Source organism: Burkholderia sp. HI2500 (assembly GCF_002223055.1).
Lineage (GTDB): Bacteria > Pseudomonadota > Gammaproteobacteria > Burkholderiales > Burkholderiaceae > Burkholderia.
On sequence record NZ_NKFL01000006.1, the window covers coordinates 3,114,421 to 3,132,125 of the forward strand.

Below are 17,705 nucleotides of genomic sequence, written 5' to 3' on the forward strand. Positions count from 1 at the left end.
CCGCACCCATAAAAAACAGTTTGGAGACTCCATGTTGTCGAATCAGGCCAGCCGCAATACCCGCCCCACATCCCGCTTCATGCTCGGCGTCATCACGGTCGCGAGCGCGACCTCGTGGTGCGGCGGCGCCCATGCAGAAAGCAGCGTCACGCTGTACGGCATTGCCGACGTCGGCATCGAGCACATCAACAACACGAGCACCGGCGGCGCGCAGACGCGCGAAGCGTCGGGCAATCTGTCCGGTTCGCGCTGGGGACTGAAGGGCGTCGAGGATCTCGGCGGCGGCATGAAGGCCATTTTCCAGCTGGAAGACGGCTTCAACATCAATGACGGCACGACCGCGCAGTCGACGAAAGGCCTCGGTTCGAATGCCGCCACGACGTCGCGGATTTTCGGCCGGCAGGCGTGGGTCGGGCTGGCGTACCGGGGCCAGCAACTGACGTTCGGCCGCCAGAATGCGCTCTTCTACGAACAGGCCGTGGCCTTCGACCCGATGGGCGCGTCGTCGCGGTATTCGTTGCTGTCGCTCGACTACGCGGCGGCCGCGCGCATCGACAATTCAGCGAAGTACACCGGCGTGTTCGGTCCGCTGACGGCGCAGGCCATGTACAGCACCCGCTACGACACCGGGTACGGCGCCGAGGTGCCGGGCGCGCAACTCACCGGCCGCTTCTTCAGCGGGGCGCTGACGTTCGCGCAAGGGCCGCTCGCCGCGAGCGTGTCGTACGAGCAGCGCAACAGCAACACCGTCGCGACGAACACGGGCACCGAGCGTCGCGCGACGGCCGCCGCGTCGTATGCGATCGGGCCGGTGAAGGGATTCGCCGGCTATCGCTACCTCCATGCGTCGAACGCGTTCCTGCCGGCGAACCCGATCCGTGTCGCGAACGGTTCCGAAGCCAGTGCGGCGAACCTGTACTGGGCCGGCGCGCAATACGCGGTGTCGCCGGCGTTCGTGGTCACGGCAACCGCCTATTACCAGGACGTGCATTCGACCAGCGCCGACCCGTGGCTCGCCGTGCTGTGTGCCGACTATCTGCTGTCGAAGCGCACCGATATCTATGCGACGGCCGGTTTCGCGCGCAACAAGGGCGGTTCCGCGCTCGGCGTGAACGGCTACGGCACGGTCGCACCCGATCACAACCAGACGGGCGTGGTGATCGGCATGCGCCAGAAGTTCTAAGGCGAGCGCGATGCAGACCGTTCACGCGCCCCATCTTCCCGTCAGGCCCGAGTGGCTCGCCTTGCGCGACGAGCCGGTGCTCGAACCCGAGCTGGCCATCGTCGACGCCCATCATCACCTGTGGGACCGACAGACCGGTCGCTATCTCGCGGACGAGTTCGGTGCGGACGTGCGCAGCGGACATCGGGTCGTGTCGACGGTCTACGTGCAGTGCCGCTCGATGTTGCGTGCGAGCGGGCCGGAAGCGTTCAAGCCGGTGGGCGAAGTGCAATTCGCGAGCGGCGTCGCCGCGATGTTCGACAGCGGCGCGTACGGCCCCACGCGATGCTGCGAGGCCATCGTCGGCGGCGCCGATCTGTCGCTCGGCGCGGAACTCGATGCGGTGCTCGACACGATGCTGCAGGTGTCCGGCGGGCGACTGCGCGGGATTCGCAATCCGCTCGCGTGGCATGCGAGCCCCGACGTGCGGTCGAGCCCGGTGACGCCGCCGCGCGACCGGATGTCGGATCCGGCTTTCCGGCGGGGCGTGGCGACGCTCGGTCGCTACGGGCTGTCGCTCGACACGTGGGTCTATCACACGCAGCTCGACGACCTGCACGAACTCGCGCGCGCATGCGAGCACGTCACCGTCGTCATCGACCATTTCGGCGGCCCGCTCGGCGTGGGTCCCCATGCCGGCCAGCGCGCGGAAGTCCATGCGCAATGGAAGCGGCAACTCGCGCGTCTCGCCGCGTTGCCGAACACGCGCATGAAGCTCGGCGGCGCGGGCATGACCGTGTTCGGCTTCGACTTCGCCGCGCGCGACCTGCCGCCGTCGTCGCAGGAACTGGCGGCGGCGTGGCAGCCGTATTTCGACACGTGTGTCGAACACTTCGGCGTCGAACGCTGCATGTTCGAAAGCAACTTCCCCGTCGACAAGGGGATGTTCGGCTATCGCGTGCTGTGGAACGCCTTCAAACGACTCGCGTCCGCGATGTCGGCCGATGAAAAGGCTGCGCTGTTCAGCCGGACGGCCGCATCGACGTATCGCATCACGCTTCCCGGAGACAACCCATGAAGACGAGTGCAACCGTGGCGACGCAGGACATGACGTCCGCAGCCGCGGAAAAAGGGCTCACGCGCGTGACCGGTATCGAGTGGCGTTCGCTGTCGCTCGCGGGGCTCGGCTGGACGTTCGAGAGCTACGATTCGTTCCTGTTGTCGCTGCTGCTGCCGACGCTCGCGCTGCAGTTCGGGCTGAGCAAGGCGCAGCTCGGCATGTTCACGAGCGTCACGGCGGCCGGACAGATCGTCGGCGGCATTCTGTTCGGCTTCGTGTCGGACCGGATCGGGCGCGTGCGCACCGCGCTGCTCTGCGTCGGCATCTACTCGCTGTTTTCCGGCCTGATCGCATTCGCGCCCGACGCGCACGCGTTCGCCACGTTGCGCTTTTTCGGCGCGCTCGGCATGGGCGGAACCTGGACCGCCGGCGCGGCGCTCATCGCGGAGACCTGGCACCCGAGCCGGCGCGGCAAGGGCGGCGCGCTGATGCAGATGGGCTTGCCGATCGGCGCGATTCTCGCGATCGCGATCTCGGGCATCGTCGGCGCCGCGCATGGCGGACTGGCCGGCGACAGCTGGCGTCTGCTGTTCCTGATCGGCGCGTCGCCGTTCTTCATTCTGTTCTGGGTTGCGCGCAAGACGCCGGAATCGCCGATCTGGCTCGAACGCCGGCACGCGAAGTCGCCGGCCCGCAAGCGCGACACGGCAAGTCGCGAGAAGCTGAACGTGCGCGGCCTGCTCACCGCTTTCTGCTTCATCTTCTTTCTGCAGTACCTCTACTGGGGCGTATTCACGTGGACGCCGACGTTCCTCATCACGGTAAAGCACCTCGACTTCGTGCATAGCCTGAAGTTCGTGCTGGCGCTTCAGTTCGGTGCGATCGCCGGGTTCCTGCTGTTCTCGGCATGGGTCGACCGGCTCGGCCGGCGGCCGATGTTCCTGGCCTACCTGCTGGTCGGTGCGCTGGCCGTCGGCGTGTACATCGTGTCGGCGAATCCGTTGCTGCTGATGGCCGCGATCTTTCTGACCGGCTTCAGCGTGAACGGCATCTTCGCGGGTGCCGGCCCGTTCCTCGCGGAAATCATCGGCAACACGGCATCGCGCGGGTTCTTCATGGGCCTCGCGTACAACGGCGGCCGGCTCGGCGGTTTCATCGCGCCGTTGGTCATCGGTGCGCTGGCGTCGACGTCGGGCGGCTTCGTGCTTGGACTCGCGACGACGATCGTCGCGTTCATCGCCGCGGCGGCGGTCGTGCTGTTCGCGCCCGAAACGCTCGGAAAGGCGCTGTCATGAACGTGGCAACGCAGGCGGGGTGGGTGAACAGGCTGTTTCCCGCGCTGTCGGAGGCGTCGCTGCGGCGCTACCTGAGCGGGCAGGTCGCGTCGGTGCTCGGCAGCTGGACGCAGAACGTCACGCTGAATCTGCTGATCTATCACCTGTCCGGCTCGGCGGCGATCCTCGCGCTGCTCAACTTCCTGCTGTACGGGCCGCAGCTGATCGTCGCACCGGTGGCGGGCTCCCGCATCGGCTCGGCCAACGCGCGCCGCGTGACGCTATGCGTGTTGACGACGTCGCTGCTGCTGACGGGCAGCCTCTTCACGTTGTCGCTGCTAGGCCTGCTCGGCGTGAAGCTGATCCTCGCGCATGCGCTCGCGATCGGCGTGTCGAGCGCGGTGGAAACGCCGGCGCGGCAGGTGCTGCTGCTGACGAGCCTCCAGGATGCGACCCATACCTCCAACGCGGTCGCGATGAACACGATGGTCTACAACGTCGGGCGCATGGTCGGCCCGACCATCGCCGGCTTCGTCTATCCGACGCTGGGCCCCAGGACGTCGTTCGCGATCTATGCGCTCGCGCTGTGCTTCATGGCGGCGTGCGTGCGGTCGATCCGGGCGGCGACGGCGGACCGCCCGTCGCGCGCGGAGAGCGGCCTGCGCGACGCGGTCGGCTACGTGCTGTCCGATGCGTTCTCGGCCCGCTATCTGCCGATTCTCGCGTGCATCGGCCTGTTCGCCGGCAGCTACCAGACGCTCGTGCCGCTGCTCGCGGACCAGGGCTTTCACGACGCGGCGCACTTTACCGGCGTGTTCTTCGCGTGCGCCGGCGCCGGGTCGTTGAGCGCGGCGGTGCTGCTGTCGTCGGCGCTCGGGCCGCGTGCGTCGCACCGGTTCATCGCGTATGCGCCGTGGACGGCCGTCGGCGCGCTGGCCGTGCTGGCCGCGACCACCGATGCGGCGGGATCGATCCCCGCGTTCTATGCACTCGGCTTCAGCCTCACGTTCGCGGCCACGTCGACGAACGCGACCATTCAGCGCCAGTGTCCGGATCACGTGCGCGGGGGGCTCGTCGGGATGTACGGCATGGCCTACAACGGCACGATGCCGTTCGGTTATCTGCTCGTCGGCAGCGCATCCGAGGCGCTCGGCGTGCGACACACCTTCGCCGCCATGGCCGCCGTGCTCGCGTGCGGCGTCATCGCGGTCATCGCGTGGCAACGGTTCACAGAAACGCGCTCAGGCGCACAATAAACGGAGACAACATGCACACCGGTTTCATGGAAGCGTCCGCGATCGAGCGCCGGACCATACGCAAGGTCGTCTGGCGACTCATTCCCTTTTTGATGATCTGCTACCTGCTTGCCTTCATCGACCGGGGCAACGTCGGGATGGCGTCGTTGCAGATGAACCATGACCTCGGGATGTCGGCGCAGGTCTTCGGTTTCGGCAGCAGCCTGTTCTTCATTTCATACTTCTTTTGCGAAGTGCCGAGCAATCTCGCGCTGCAGAAATACGGCGCGCGGATCTGGATCGCGCGGATCATGATCACGTGGGGCATCGTGTCGGCGGCGACCGCGCTCGTGCACAACGCGACGACGTTCTACGTGCTGCGTTTCCTGCTGGGTGCGGCCGAGGCCGGCTTTTTCCCCGGCGTGCTGCTTTATCTGTCCTACTGGATTCCCGCGCAGTATCGTGCGCGGATCGTCGCGACGTTCATGGTCGCGATTCCGGCCGCGAGCTTCATCGGCTCGCCGATCTCCGCGCTGCTGTTGCAGATGGACGGCGTCTGGGGCCTGCGCGGATGGCACTGGCTGTTCATCCTCGAAGGCGTTCCGACCGTGCTGCTCGGCGTCGCGTGCCTGTTCGTGCTGACGAACAAGCCGGACGACGCCAGGTGGCTCGACGACGACGAGCGCGCATGGCTCACGACCGCGCTGGCCGCCGGTCACAAGACACGCAAGAAAGTGCCGTCGCTGCCGCTCACGCAGCTGTTCCGCAACCGCTACGTGCTGTGCCTCGCGCTCGTCGACACGTGCGCTTCCGCGGCAGGCAGCACGCTGTCCGTGTGGCAGCCGCAGCTGCTGAAGTCATTCGGCTTGACCGTCATGGAGACCGGCCTGCTGAATTCGGTGCCTTACGCGGTGGCCTCCGTCCTGATGGTCTACTGGGGCCGTCGCTCGGACCGCGTCGGCGAACGGCGCTGGCACACGGTCGTGCCGATGCTGCTGATCGGCGTGGGCCTGTTCGCGACGTCGCTGAGCGGATCGCTGCTGCCGACGGTCTGCATGCTCTGCGCGGTGCTGGTCGGCGCGTATTCGTTCAAGGGCCCGTTCTGGGCGCTGGCGACCGACATGCTGTCCAACAGCACCGTGGCGGCCGGGCTCGCGACGGTCAATGCGATCGCGAACCTGCTTGGCGGCGGGCTGATGGTGAACGTGTACGGGTGGGTGAAGGCGGCGACCGGCAGCTACGCGCTCGCGTTGATGCCGCTCGCGATCCTCACGCTCGCGAGCGTCGCGACGCTGCTGCTGCTCACGCGCAATCATTCGGCGGGCAAGCTGGTCGGCAAGACGGAGACCATCTGATCATGGCGCGCATCGCGAGACGCGAATTCCTCAGGATTGCGGGCGCCACGCTGGCTTCGGCTGCATTGCCGGGGCTGGCCGCGGCCGACGAAACGTGGTCGAGCGGCATCGAGCGGCCGGCGCTCCGGCTGCCCGAAGGGGCGATCGACTGCCACATGCACATCTACGACGACCGGTTTCCGGTCGCGCCGGGCACGACGCTGCGACCGCCGAATGCGACCGTCGCGCAATACCGGCGCGTGCAGACGCGCGTCGGCGTGAAGCGCAACGTGGTCGTGACACCGTCGACGTACGGGACGGACAATCGCTGCACGCTGGCGGCGCTCGCGCAGTTCGGCGACGACGCGCGCGGCGTGGCCGTCGTCGACGGCACCGTGAGCGACGACGAACTTTTGGCATTCGATCGTGGCGGCATCCGTGCGATCCGGTTCAACCTGAGCTATCCGGGCGCGACGACGCTCGACATGCTGGCGCCGCTCGCCGCGCGCATCGCGAACCTCGGATGGCATATCGAGCTGGTCGTGCAGGGGGCGCGGCTGCCTGAGCTGGAGCGTCATCTTGCGGTGCTGCCTTGTCCGCTCGTGATCGACCATATCGCGCATGTGCCGCAGCCCGGCGGCCTGTCGTCGGACGCGTTTCGCGCCGCGCAACGCCTCGTCGAAAAGGGCCATACGTGGATCACGTTGTCGGGGCCGTACGTCGACAGCAAGACGGGCGCGCCTGCCTACGACGACGTCGCGCCGGTCGCGAAGGCGCTGATCGACATGGCGCCGGAGCGCATGCTGTGGGGCTCCGACTGGCCGCACCCGACGCAGAAGTCGGACAAGCCGGACGATGCAGGCTTGCTGGACGTGATCGCGGGCTGGATCGGGCGTGCGGACTGGCAGCAGCGGATATTCGTCACGAACCCGGCGAAGCTGTACGGATTTGCCTAGATCGACAGCCGCGTGTCCAAACCGGGGAATCAGCACTAACCCTGATTAAAAAACCTTATCGCGGTGAAAAATTCCGCATCTTATTGAACCGATATCGGCTCGCTATAGTGGCTCGCTTTCCCGCACGCACCCGTTGCGTGCGCAGACAAACAGCAGGAGCCCCTTGATGCCCACCGATACCCGATTCACCGAAGTCGAGGATCTGATGCCCGCCGCCGGCGGGTTGCGCGAGATCCGTCACCACATCCATCACCACCCCGAACTCGCGTACGAGGAGCACGACACGGCCGTGCTCGTCGCCGAGAAGCTCGAGCAGTGGGGCTGGCAGGTGACGCGCGGGGTCGGCAAGACGGGCGTGGTCGGCACGCTGCGCGTGGGCGACGGCACGCGCAGCATCGGCATTCGCGCCGACATGGACGCGCTGCCGATCATCGAGGCGACGGGGCTGCCCTACGCGAGCGGCACGCACGGCAAGATGCACGCATGCGGCCACGACGGCCACACGACGATGCTGCTCGGCGCCGCGCAGCACCTCGCGAAGACCCGCAACTTCTCCGGCACCGTGCACCTGTATTTCCAGCCGGCGGAAGAGCATGGCGTCGACAGCGGCGCGAAGAAGATGATCGACGATGGCCTGTTCGAGCGCTTCCCGTGCGACGCGGTGTTCGGCATGCACAACCATCCGGGCGCGGCGCCCGGCGTGTTCCTGACGCGGCGCGGTCCATTCATGTCGGCCGGCGACAAGGCGATCATCACGATCGAAGGCGTCGGCGGCCACGCGGCACGGCCGCACCTGACGGTCGACCCGGTCGTCGTCGCGGCGAGCATCGTGATGGCGCTGCAGACGATCGTCGCGCGCAACGTCGATCCGTCGCAGCCGGCGGTCGTCACGGTCGGCTCGATGCACGCGGGCACCGCGAACAACGTGATCCCGAACGGCGCGCGTCTCGAACTCAGCGTGCGCTCGTTCAGCCCCGACGTGCGCGCGCTGCTCAAGCGCCGCATCACCGAGCTGGCCGAAACGCAGGCCGCGAGCTACGGCGCAACCGCGCACGTCGAATACATCGAAGGCTATCCGGTCGTCGTCAATACGGATGCCGAAACGGATTTTGCCGCGCAGGTCGCGCGCGAACTCGTCGGCGACGCGCACGTGGTCGAGCAGACCGACCTGCTGATGGGCAGCGAGGATTTCGCGTTCATGCTGCAGCAGCGGCCGGGCTCGTTCGTGCGGCTCGGCAACGGCGAAGGCGAGGACGGCTGCATGGTGCACAACCCGAAATACGACTTCAACGATCGCAACCTGCCGATCGGCGCGGCGTACTGGACGCGTCTCGTGGAGCGTTACCTGGGGCAGTGATCGCGGCGACGGCGCGCGGCCGGCGCTTCCGGCGCATTGACAGGAGAGGATAGCGATGCAGAAAGACCATCTCGCGCTGCACCCCGCGTCGACGGGCGTGGCCGAAGCCGGCGCGCCCGGCGCACCGGCCGTCACGCGGCGCGGTGCGATCGCCGCGGCCGTGATCGGCAACTGGCTGGAATTCTTCGATTTCACCGTGTACGGCTTCTTCGCGGTGCTGATCGGCAAGCTGTTCTTCCCGTCGAGCGACCCGACCACGTCGCTGCTGCTGTCGGTCGCGACGTTCGCCGCCGGCTTCTTCACGCGGCCGCTCGGCAGCGTCGTGCTCGGCGTATACGCGGACCGCAAGGGACGCAAGGCCGCGCTGAACCTGACGATCATGTTGATGGCGCTCGGCACGGGCCTGATCGCGATCGCGCCGACGTATGCGCAGGTCGGCGTGGCCGCGCCGCTGCTGGTCGTGTTCGCGCGGCTGATGCAGGGCTTCTCGCAGGGCGGCGAATTCGGCGCGGCGACGTCGACGCTGCTCGAACAGGGCGGCACGTCGCGCCGTGCGTTCCGCGCGAGCTGGCAGCTCGCGACGCAGGGTGGCGCCGCGCTGATGGGCTCGGGCTTCGCGGCGCTGCTGTCGAACACGATGACGAAGGATGCGCTGGAAGGCTGGGGCTGGCGCTTGCCGTTTCTCGTCGGCGTGCTGATCGCGCCGGTCGGGATGTTCTTGCGCCGCCGGCTCGCCGACGATGCGCCCGGCGACCGCCATCACGGCATCGAACGCGGCGTGCTTCACGAGCTGTTCTCGAAGCACACGCGCACGGTGGTGCTGCTGATGCTCACGGTGATGGGCGGCACGGTGTCGACCTACATCCTGACGTTCTACATGCCGACCTACGCGATCCACACGCTCGGCCTGCCGATGAAGCTGTCGATGTTCGTCGGCGTCGCATCGGGCTGCGTGATGCTGGTCACGTGCCCGCTGTTCGGCTGGCTGTCGGACAGGCTCGGCAGCCGGCGCCTGCCGATCTTCGTCGGCCGCGGCGTGCTGGTCGCCTTGCTGTTCCCGGCGTTCTGGCTGATGAACCATCACCCGACGCTGTCGGTGATCCTGCCGCTGACCGCGCTGATGCTGCTGTTCTATTCGCTCGGCTCGGCGTCGGAAATGGCGCTGATGTGCGAGTCGTTGCCGCGCCACGTGCGCGCGACCGGCATCTCGATCGCGTATGCGCTCGCGGTGACGATCTTCGGCGGCACCGCGCAGTTGATCGCGACCTGGCTCGTGAAGACGACCGGCAGCAAGCTCGCGCCGGCCGGTTACGTGGCCGCATGCGTGGTGCTGTCGTTGATCGCGGTGGCGATGCTGCGCGAGACGGCGCGGGATTCGATCGACTGACACGCGGCGCAGCGCGGCACGACGGGCGGCCGGCGGCAATACGCGCTTACCGCCCGCGCACCACCCTCAGGTACGACGCGAGCATCGTCGCGAGTTCCTGCGCGGCCGGCGTCAGCGGCACGGCCGCGCGCTGCAGCAGGCAGATGTCCTGCGATTCGGCCTGCTCGCGCACGGGCACTTTCGCGAGCGCACCGGCGAACGGCCCGTGCCGCGTCACGGCTTCGGTTTCGAGCGACAGGCAATCGGTCTGCGTGACGAGCTGCAGCGTCTCGAACATCCCTTCGACGGTGGCGAGGATCTTCGGCGGCGGCAGGCCATGCACGTCGAAGTACGCGAGCAGCCGGTTGACGACGGGGTCCGCGCTCAGGTTCGGCGAGCGCGTCGACACCCATGCGTAGTCGGCCAGTTCGGCCAGCGATTGCGCATGCATCGCCGGATGCCCGTTGCGGCACACGACCACCGGCGCGGAAGCACGCAGCGGCGTGACCGCGAGATCGGTCGTGTCGGTCTGCTTCGCGACCAGCGCGATCGCGAAATCGACTGCGCTTTCCCGCAGCCAGCCGATCATCATCCGCGACGTGCCGGTGCGCAGGTGCACGTCGACCTTGTCGAAGCGCGCACGGAACGCGCTCAGCACCGGCGCGAACGCATCGATCAGCGGTTCGGCCACGAGGCCGAGCGTGACGGTGCCTTCGTACGCGCCGCTCAGTTGCCGGATTTCCCGCTCGACCTGCTCGCATTCGCCGAGGATCGACCCGGAGCGCGCGAGCAGCCGCTGGCCGACGGCCGTCGGCACGATCCCGCGATTGGTGCGCGTGAACAGCGTCGCGCCGAGCGTCGCCTCGAGGCTCTGCAGCTGCTGCGTGACGCCGCTCTGCGCGAGATCGAGCGCGCGTGCGGCCGCGCGCAGGCTGCCGTGCTCGACGACGGCCTGGAAGATGCGGAGCTGGGAGAGCGTGAACGCCATGGGCAAGCGCGGGGCCGGTGATCGGGAAAAGTGATCATGATAAGGCAGTGGGCGATTCCGCCGGCGGCGCGTGCGCACTACGATCGCAGGCAGTCCGGCTCACGCCGTTTGCCCATCGTCCCGCCTTCGTCGACCATGAAACGTCCCTTCCTGCCGCTCGTTTCCCTATGCCTTGCGCTCGCGGCTGGTTCCGCGCACGCACTCGATGCGCGCCCCGTGCGCCTCGGCATCGATCCGACCTATCCGCCGATGGATTCGAAGGCGCCTGACGGCAGCCTGAAGGGCTTCGACGTCGATCTCGGCAACGAGATCTGCCGCCGCGCGCAGTTGCGCTGCCAGTGGGTCGAGCTTGAATTCTCCGGGATGATTCCCGCGCTGCAGGCGCGCAAGATCGACGCGATCCTGTCGTCGATGGCGATCACCGAGAAGCGCGAGAAGCAGATCCTGTTCTCGTCGAAGCTGTTCCGCTTCAAGTCGCGGCTCGTCGCGCGGCCCGGCAGCGGCGTCGACAGCACGACCGCATCGCTTGCGGGCAAGCGCGTCGGCGTGCAGTCGGGCACGCAGTTCGAATCGTGGGCGCTCGCGCACTGGGCGCCGGCCGGTGTCAGCGTGATGCCGTACAAGAGCCAGGACGACGTGTTCGCCGATCTCGTCAACGGCCGCCTCGACGCGGCGTTGCTCGGCACCGTGGAAGCCGACTACGGCTTCCTGCGCACGCCGAAGGGCAAGGGCTTCGCGTTCGTCGGCGCACCGCTCGACCTGGGCGATCGCGGCGTCGGCATCGGCATGCGGCAGTCGGATACGGCGCTCAAAGCGTCGATCGACGGCGCGATCGCGTCGATGCTGAAGGACGGCACGTACGACCGGATCGCGAAGAAGTATTTCGACTTCAACCCGTACGGCGACTGAGCGCCGAGCCACCTCGACGTTTCACCGGCTTCTTCGTTTTCATTTCGTTCGAGACCATCGATGCAGATTCGCACCACGCCGCTCCTGTCGCCGTCGATCGGCACGCAGCGCACGCTGACGAGCTTTCATTTCGGGCCGGCCGACACCGGCCGCAAGATCTACCTGCAGGCCGCGCTGCACGCGGACGAGACGCCCGCGATGCTCGCGGCGTTCGTACTGAAGCAGCGTCTCGCGCAGCTCGATGCCGAAGGCCGGCTCGCGGCCGAGATCGTGCTCGTGCCGGTGGCGAACCCGGTCGGCCTCAATCATCATCTGCTCGGGCAGTTCATCGGCCGTTTCGATCTCGCGAGCGGCCGCAACTTCAATCGCGGCTTCCTGCCGCTCGCGGAGATCGCCGCGCATGCGCGCGACCGGCTCGGCGACGACGGCGAGCGCAATCGCGCGATCGTGCGCGAATGCGTCGGCGTGGCGCTCGACGAGATCGTGCCGCGCACGGAGTTCGATGCGCTGCAGCTCGCGCTGCTGAAGCTGTCGCTCGACGCCGATGTGGTGATCGACCTGCATTGTTCGCTCGAAGCGGTGATGCATGTGTACACGAGCGAGACCGCATGGCCGGAAGTCGAGCCGCTCGCGCGTTATCTCGGCTCGGAGGTGTCGCTGCTCGCCGAGGATTCGGGCGGGCACGCGTTCGACGATGCGCATCACCTGCTGTGGTCGCAATTGCGGCAGCACTTGCCGGCGGGCACGCCGATGGCGGCCGGCACCGTGGCCGTGACGGTCGAGTGCCGCGGCCAGCGCGACGTGACGTACGACTATGCGGAACGCGATGCCGATGCGCTCGTCGACTATCTCGTCTGGCGCGGCGCGGTGCAGGGCGAACGCAAGCCGCTACCGCCGCTCGCCGCGCCGGCCACGCCGCTGGCCGGCAGCGAGCAGTTCCATGCGCCGGTGAGCGGGATACTCGTGCACCGCGCGGCGATCGGCGCGACGATCCGCGCCGGCGATCCGCTGTTCGACATCGTCGATCCGCTGACGGACGCGATCACGACGATTTCGAGCGGGACCGATGGCGTGTTCTACATGCGCCGCGCGATTCGGTTCGTCACGGCGGGTGCGCCGCTCGGCCGCGTGACGGGCACGGTGCCGGTGCGCAAGGGGATGTTGCTCGGCGCATGAGCGGCGCGGTGTTCTACCCGTGTGCGACGCGATTTCGTTCTTGTCAAATTGACCGCGTTTCCGTGCGTCACTAAATTGTGCGGCGCGGAGTTCGCTCCGTGTTCCGTGAGAAGAACGTTGTAACCAAGTGGAGTTGATACGGGCAGCCAAGGGCTGCCCGTTTTTTTTGCGGTGCGTCTACGGCAACGCACTGTGGCGAAGGTCGTGAAACAGGTCGTAGACGAGCGCGCGTGCTGTTCGGCAGCGATGTCAATTAGCCAGACAGTGTCTGGCTAATCTTCCCCGGCACTGGTACGCCCGAGGTGACTCGACGAACTGGCGCAGTGCTTCACGCTGCCGTGGTCGGCCTATGTGCGGCTGCCGTCGGTCAAGGACGACCAGGCCTCACCCCCGCCGCGCCACCAGCTCCGACACCGTCTGCGCGGCCTGCTGCAGCGGCCCGAGAAACTCCTTCACCATCTGCTTCGCGGTATGCCGCTGCGCGTTGCCGCTGATGTTCATCGCCGCGATGATCTGCCCACGCCGGTTGCGGATCGGCGCGGACAACGACATCAGGCCCACTTCGAGTTCCTGGTCGACCACCGCCCAGCCTTGCTGGCGCACCTGCGCGATCGCCGCCTTCAGTTCGCCGAGGTCGGTGATCGTGCGCGGCGTATGCGCGCGGATGCCGCTTTGCGCGAGCGTCTCGTCGAGCTCGGCGTCGTCGAGCGCGGACAGCAGCACGCGGCCCATCGACGTGCAGTACGCGGGCAACCGGCTGCCGATCGACAGGTTGATCGTCATGATCTTGCGGGTCGGCACGCGCAGCACGTAGACGATCTCGGTGCGGTCGAGCACGGCCGCCGAGCAGCTTTCGTGGATCTGCGCGGACAGCTGTTCCATCACGGGATCGGCGAGATTCCAGAACGGCATCGACGTGAGGTACGCGAAGCCGAGCTCGAGGATCTTCGGCGTGAGCCGGAACAGCCGGCCGTCGGCCTCGACGTAGCCGAGCGTCTGCAGCGTGAGCAGGATCCGGCGCGCGCCCGCGCGCGTGAGCCCGGTGGCCGAGGCGACCTCGGTGAGCGTCTGCTCCGGACGGGCCGCGTCGAATGCGCGGATCACTGCGAGGCCGCGCGCGAACGACTGGACATAGGAGTCGCCGGGTTTCGTCTGAGTGTCTTCGGTTGTCATGAGCGCCTGGAATATCGTGCAGCCGAGAAGATAGCGCATGGGGCCTGACACGCCAACCGCGCGGCGGACCGCGCGCTTGACAGGTCGTCCCCGCACTCCCTATGATGCGTTGAACGTTCGATACACGATCTTATGTTCGTATATAGAACATTTAAGCGCATCCCGACGGGCAATGCAAGGGGCGCGCCCTGTTCATTCCCCCAGCCTGTCCTGGGACCGGAGACACTGATGACCGAAGCTTTTCTGTGTGATGCGATCCGTACGCCGATCGGGCGTTACGGTGGTGCACTGTCCGGCGTGCGCGCCGACGATCTGGGCGCGGTGCCGCTCAAGGCGCTCGTCGAGCGCAACCGTGACGTCGACTGGACGGCGATCGACGACGTGATCTACGGCTGCGCGAACCAGGCCGGCGAGGACAACCGCAACGTCGCGCGCATGTCGGCGCTGCTCGCAGGGCTGCCGCAGGGCGTGCCCGGTTCGACGATCAACCGCCTGTGCGGTTCCGGGATGGATGCGGTCGGCGTGGCCGCGCGTGCGATCAAGTCCGGCGAGGCCGCGCTGATGGTCGCGGGCGGCGTCGAGAGCATGACGCGCGCGCCGTTCGTGATGGGCAAGGCCGCGAGCGCGTTCGCGCGCCAGGCCGACATCTACGATACGACGATCGGCTGGCGCTTCGTCAATCCGCTGATGAAACAGCTGCACGGCGTCGATTCGATGCCGGAGACGGCCGAGAACGTCGCGGTCGACTACAACATTAGCCGCGCCGACCAGGACCTGTTCGCGCTGCGCAGCCAGCAGAAGGCCGCGCGCGCGCAGCAGGACGGCACGCTGGCCGAGGAAATCGTCGCGGTCACGATTGCGCAGAAGAAGGGCGATCCGCTGGTCGTATCGCGCGACGAGCATCCGCGCGAGACGTCGCTCGAAACGCTGGCGAAGCTGAAGGGCGTCGTGCGCCCGGACGGCTCGGTGACGGCCGGCAATGCGTCGGGCGTCAATGACGGCGCCGCTGCACTGCTGCTCGCGAACGAGGAAACCGCGAAGCGCTTCGGCCTGACGCCGCGCGCACGCGTGCTGGGGATCGCGACGGCCGGCGTCGCGCCGCGCGTGATGGGCATCGGCCCCGCGCCGGCCACGCAGAAGCTGCTCGCCCGGCTCGGGATGACGATCGACCAGTTCGACGTGATCGAGCTGAACGAGGCGTTCGCGTCGCAAGGTCTCGCGGTGCTGCGCATGCTCGGCGTGGCCGACGACGATCCGCGCGTGAACCCGAACGGCGGCGCGATCGCACTGGGCCATCCGCTTGGCGCGTCGGGCGCGCGTCTCGTGACGACCGCGATGTATCAGCTGCATCGCACGAACGGCCGCTTTGCGCTGTGCACGATGTGCATCGGCGTCGGCCAGGGCATCGCGATCGCGATCGAGCGCGTCTGACCTGCGCCACACGGCGAAGCGGCAGCGCACGCGCCGCTTCGCGCTATCCGAATCGATGCGCGGCACGAGGATTCTCGTGCCGCGCATCGTCGTTAACCGGCCTGCGACAACTGCTTGAGGCGCGCATCGAGCGCGTCGATCTCGGTGTCCGCGAACACTTCGACGCCATGCTCGCGCAGCAACGCCGCCGTGACACCGGCGCCCGCGTGCCGCCGGTTCTCGAAACTCCCGTCATAAATGAACGTGCTGCCGCACGACGGACTGCCGTCCGCGAGGATCGCGAAGCGGCAATCGTGCGTGCGCGCGAGGGCCAGCGCGGTGTGCGCGCCGGACACGAACGGCGCCGTCACGTCGGTGCCGTTCACGTCGACGATGCGCGCGGCGCCAGCCAGCACCCGCTGCCCCGATTCGCCGTGGGCGATTTCGGCGGGCGGGCGCGGCACGCTGAAGCCGCCGGCCAGTTCGGGGCAGACGGGCACGAGACGCCCTTCGCGCTGCCACCGTTCGAGCGCCTCGTGCGCGGCGGTCTTGGCCGAGCCGTTGTAACGGACCGGATGACCGATCACGCACATGCTGACGAGGATCCTCGGCATGGCTTGCGGCTGCGCTTCGTTCTGCAATTTCGCTCTCCGTGATGCGGCGCTAGCCGATAGCGGCCGTGGCAAAGCGGGAAATTCCACGCTTCACCCGCGCGCCGGTGCGTCAGGCCGTCGGTCCTTCCAGGTGAATGTCTTCCGGCTCGAGCGCGTACAGCGCCGGGTCGGGCGACGCGCTGACCGTGAAGCCGAGCCGCAGGTAGAAGTCGATCGTGTTCTGCGACGGCGTCGCGGACACATACAGGCGCGCAGCGCCCATCGCGCGCGCCTGCTCGCGGGCCGCGCGGTAAAGCTGCTCGCCGAGCCCGCAGCCGCGCCAGTCGTGGCTCACGTGCAGGAACTTCAACTGCAGCATGTCGCCGTGCGGGCCGAGCGGCTGGCTGTCGACGATGACCGCCGCGACGAGCCGCGCGCCGTCGAACATGCCGACGCACCAGCCGCCGCGATCGTGGCAGTCGAGCAGGATCGGCGTGTAGTGGTCGGCTTCGCCGTCGGGCCAGCCCGCGACGTCATAAAAGTCGGGAACGAGATGCAGCGTGCCGTCGCGCAGCACGTACAGGTGCTGGATGATCTCGCGCCGGTCGATGGTCCACACGAGCGGCACGTCGTCGCGCGTGAGCAGGCGGGTGGACAGGGCGTCGCGTTCGGCGGCGGTGCGGCGCGTCATGCGGCCTCCCGATGCGCGGCGATCGCATACATCAGCGGCAGGCGCGGCATGTGATCGGGCGGCACCATCCGGCGGCCGTCCAGCTCGCGCATGTCGTCGAAACCCTTCCAGCCGTTCGCGTACGGATATTCGGTCAGGCGGTCGATCGCGAGCCCTGCCGATACGAGCGCGTTCACGACATCGCCGATGCCCCACATGAACTCGTAGCTCGGATGCGGGTTCGCGAAATCGACGACGCCCGGATGGTCGTGCTGCGCGCCGAGCCCCGTGCCGGATGCGGCAACGTAATCGCCGACACCTGCCGGCTCCTCGGTCGCATCGCCTTTGAAATAGTCGTAGTGCGGCGTCCAGTGTTCGTCGAAATACAGCGCGAACGGATGGAACTCGACCATCGCGAAACGGCCGCCGGGCGCGAGCAGCGCGGCGATCCCGCGGGCCCACGCGTTCAGGTCGGACAGCCAGCAGATCGCGCCGTACGACGTGAACACGCGCTCGAAGCGCTCGCCGCGCGCGGCGGCCTCGGGCATCCAGTCGAGCACGTCGGCGCGCTCGAAGCGCGCGGGCAGGCCCGCGTCGGCCGACAGTTGCCGTGCGAAGGCGATCGCTTCGTCGGAGATGTCGACGCCCGTCGCGTCCGCGCCGTCGCGCACGAGGCTCAGCGTGTCCTGCCCCGCGTTGCACTGCAGATGCAGGAGCCGCACCCCGCTGACGTCGCCGAGCAGTTCGCGTTCTTCCGGGAAGAGCGTCGAGCCGCCCGCGCGAAAAAATGCGGCCTGATCGCCTTTATGACTGTTATGCGCGACTGTCGCCGTATTCCAGGACAGCCGATTCAGTTCGTGCAATGCCTTTTTCATCGAATTCGAATACCGATTGAATGGGACAGGATAGACGGAATCGTTTCGCCGCGTGCAACGGCCGACGGCGTTGGCATGCCGCGCGGCCTGGCTGGGCGGTGCGGCGTGACAGGCGGATGAACACGCGCAGCGAATATTGCCGGATTATTTGATCGAAATCATGGCGT

Annotated in this window: 16 protein-coding genes; 11 read left to right on the forward strand and 5 right to left on the reverse strand. The window is 67.6% G+C overall.

From position 1 onward, the window contains the following. Positions 1 to 31 precede the first annotated feature (31 nt). The 8 genes from CFB45_RS31830 (at position 32) to CFB45_RS31865 (ending at position 9,765) form a co-directional block, all read left to right on the forward strand. Complete coding sequence (locus CFB45_RS31830; RefSeq protein WP_089428954.1) at positions 32 to 1,183, forward strand: porin; 1,152 nt, start codon at positions 32 to 34, stop codon at positions 1,181 to 1,183. A gap of 10 nt (positions 1,184 to 1,193) precedes the next feature. Further along, positions 1,194 to 2,240, forward strand: a complete 1,047-nt coding sequence (locus tag CFB45_RS31835; protein ID WP_089428955.1) for an amidohydrolase family protein — start codon at positions 1,194 to 1,196, stop codon at positions 2,238 to 2,240. Then, positions 2,237 to 3,517, forward strand: coding sequence for an MFS transporter (locus tag CFB45_RS31840; RefSeq protein ID WP_089428956.1), 1,281 nt, complete (start codon positions 2,237 to 2,239; stop codon positions 3,515 to 3,517). The genes CFB45_RS31835 and CFB45_RS31840 overlap by 4 nt, the downstream gene beginning before the upstream one ends. Further along, positions 3,514 to 4,752, forward strand: coding sequence for an MFS transporter (locus CFB45_RS31845; RefSeq protein ID WP_089428957.1), 1,239 nt, complete (start codon positions 3,514 to 3,516; stop codon positions 4,750 to 4,752). The genes CFB45_RS31840 and CFB45_RS31845 overlap by 4 nt, the downstream gene beginning before the upstream one ends. An 11-nt stretch (positions 4,753 to 4,763) precedes the next feature. Then, entirely contained in the window at positions 4,764 to 6,086 is a 1,323-nt protein-coding gene (locus CFB45_RS31850; RefSeq protein WP_089428958.1) for an MFS transporter, read from the forward strand. Between the two features lie 2 nt (positions 6,087 to 6,088). Further along, a complete protein-coding gene (locus CFB45_RS31855; RefSeq protein ID WP_089428959.1) occupies positions 6,089 to 7,021 on the forward strand; it encodes an amidohydrolase family protein in 933 nt (310 codons plus the stop codon). A gap of 166 nt (positions 7,022 to 7,187) precedes the next feature. Continuing rightward, entirely contained in the window at positions 7,188 to 8,378 is a 1,191-nt protein-coding gene (locus tag CFB45_RS31860; protein WP_089428960.1) for a M20 aminoacylase family protein, read from the forward strand. A gap of 55 nt (positions 8,379 to 8,433) precedes the next feature. Next, positions 8,434 to 9,765, forward strand: a complete 1,332-nt coding sequence (locus tag CFB45_RS31865) for an MFS transporter (protein ID WP_089428961.1) — start codon at positions 8,434 to 8,436, stop codon at positions 9,763 to 9,765. Between the two features lie 46 nt (positions 9,766 to 9,811). Here CFB45_RS31865 and CFB45_RS31870 read toward each other — a convergent pair whose 3' ends face one another. After that, positions 9,812 to 10,732 (reverse strand): LysR family transcriptional regulator, encoded by a 921-nt coding sequence (locus CFB45_RS31870; protein WP_089428962.1) that lies wholly within the window; start codon positions 10,730 to 10,732, stop codon positions 9,812 to 9,814. 135 nt (positions 10,733 to 10,867) lie between these two features. On the opposite strand from CFB45_RS31870, the gene CFB45_RS31875 reads away from it, so the two are divergent. Both CFB45_RS31875 and CFB45_RS31880 read left to right on the forward strand, forming a co-directional pair. Next, positions 10,868 to 11,641 (forward strand): transporter substrate-binding domain-containing protein, encoded by a 774-nt coding sequence (locus CFB45_RS31875; protein WP_089428963.1) that lies wholly within the window; start codon positions 10,868 to 10,870, stop codon positions 11,639 to 11,641. Between the two features lie 60 nt (positions 11,642 to 11,701). Next, on the forward strand, positions 11,702 to 12,817 hold the full coding sequence (locus CFB45_RS31880; RefSeq protein WP_089428964.1) for a succinylglutamate desuccinylase/aspartoacylase family protein: 1,116 nt from the start codon (positions 11,702 to 11,704) through the stop codon (positions 12,815 to 12,817). Positions 12,818 to 13,201: 384 nt separating this feature from the next. Here the strand turns inward: CFB45_RS31880 and CFB45_RS31885 are convergent, their stop codons facing one another. After that, positions 13,202 to 13,990 carry an IclR family transcriptional regulator gene (locus CFB45_RS31885; RefSeq protein WP_039367952.1) on the reverse strand — a complete coding sequence of 263 codons (789 nt, stop codon included), beginning with the start codon at positions 13,988 to 13,990 and terminating at the stop codon, positions 13,202 to 13,204. Positions 13,991 to 14,218: 228 nt separating this feature from the next. Between CFB45_RS31885 and pcaF the strand changes: the two genes are divergently transcribed. Further along, on the forward strand, positions 14,219 to 15,421 hold the full coding sequence (pcaF, locus tag CFB45_RS31890) for a 3-oxoadipyl-CoA thiolase (protein WP_071331902.1): 1,203 nt from the start codon (positions 14,219 to 14,221) through the stop codon (positions 15,419 to 15,421). A 92-nt stretch (positions 15,422 to 15,513) separates the two neighbouring features. Here pcaF and CFB45_RS31895 read toward each other — a convergent pair whose 3' ends face one another. The 3 genes from CFB45_RS31895 to CFB45_RS31905 form a co-directional block, all read right to left on the reverse strand. Next, on the reverse strand, positions 15,514 to 16,014 hold the full coding sequence (locus tag CFB45_RS31895) for a DUF523 domain-containing protein (RefSeq protein WP_373558429.1): 501 nt from the start codon (positions 16,012 to 16,014) through the stop codon (positions 15,514 to 15,516). A gap of 109 nt (positions 16,015 to 16,123) precedes the next feature. Beyond that, positions 16,124 to 16,684, reverse strand: a complete 561-nt coding sequence (locus CFB45_RS31900) for a GNAT family N-acetyltransferase (RefSeq protein ID WP_089428966.1) — start codon at positions 16,682 to 16,684, stop codon at positions 16,124 to 16,126. After that, on the reverse strand, positions 16,681 to 17,538 hold the full coding sequence (locus CFB45_RS31905) for a class I SAM-dependent methyltransferase (protein ID WP_089428967.1): 858 nt from the start codon (positions 17,536 to 17,538) through the stop codon (positions 16,681 to 16,683). The genes CFB45_RS31900 and CFB45_RS31905 overlap by 4 nt, the downstream gene beginning before the upstream one ends. Positions 17,539 to 17,705: the final 167 nt, after the last annotated feature.

Bases quoted from the DNA above. Each gene is read 5' to 3' on its own strand.
- CFB45_RS31830 (WP_089428954.1), top strand. From the start codon at position 32: ATGTTGTCGAATCAGGCCAGCCGCAATACCCGCCCCACATCCCGCTTC.
- CFB45_RS31835 (WP_089428955.1), top strand. From the start codon at position 1,194: ATGCAGACCGTTCACGCGCCCCATCTTCCCGTCAGGCCCGAGTGGCTC.
- CFB45_RS31840 (WP_089428956.1), top strand. From the start codon at position 2,237: ATGAAGACGAGTGCAACCGTGGCGACGCAGGACATGACGTCCGCAGCC.
- CFB45_RS31845 (WP_089428957.1), top strand. From the start codon at position 3,514: ATGAACGTGGCAACGCAGGCGGGGTGGGTGAACAGGCTGTTTCCCGCG.
- CFB45_RS31850 (WP_089428958.1), top strand. From the start codon at position 4,764: ATGCACACCGGTTTCATGGAAGCGTCCGCGATCGAGCGCCGGACCATA.
- CFB45_RS31855 (WP_089428959.1), top strand. From the start codon at position 6,089: ATGGCGCGCATCGCGAGACGCGAATTCCTCAGGATTGCGGGCGCCACG.
- CFB45_RS31860 (WP_089428960.1), top strand. From the start codon at position 7,188: ATGCCCACCGATACCCGATTCACCGAAGTCGAGGATCTGATGCCCGCC.
- CFB45_RS31865 (WP_089428961.1), top strand. From the start codon at position 8,434: ATGCAGAAAGACCATCTCGCGCTGCACCCCGCGTCGACGGGCGTGGCC.
- CFB45_RS31870 (WP_089428962.1), bottom strand. From the start codon at position 10,732: ATGGCGTTCACGCTCTCCCAGCTCCGCATCTTCCAGGCCGTCGTCGAG.
- CFB45_RS31875 (WP_089428963.1), top strand. From the start codon at position 10,868: ATGAAACGTCCCTTCCTGCCGCTCGTTTCCCTATGCCTTGCGCTCGCG.
- CFB45_RS31880 (WP_089428964.1), top strand. From the start codon at position 11,702: ATGCAGATTCGCACCACGCCGCTCCTGTCGCCGTCGATCGGCACGCAG.
- CFB45_RS31885 (WP_039367952.1), bottom strand. From the start codon at position 13,990: ATGACAACCGAAGACACTCAGACGAAACCCGGCGACTCCTATGTCCAG.
- pcaF (WP_071331902.1), top strand. From the start codon at position 14,219: ATGACCGAAGCTTTTCTGTGTGATGCGATCCGTACGCCGATCGGGCGT.
- CFB45_RS31895 (WP_373558429.1), bottom strand. From the start codon at position 16,014: ATGCCGAGGATCCTCGTCAGCATGTGCGTGATCGGTCATCCGGTCCGT.
- CFB45_RS31900 (WP_089428966.1), bottom strand. From the start codon at position 16,684: ATGACGCGCCGCACCGCCGCCGAACGCGACGCCCTGTCCACCCGCCTG.
- CFB45_RS31905 (WP_089428967.1), bottom strand. From the start codon at position 17,538: ATGAAAAAGGCATTGCACGAACTGAATCGGCTGTCCTGGAATACGGCG.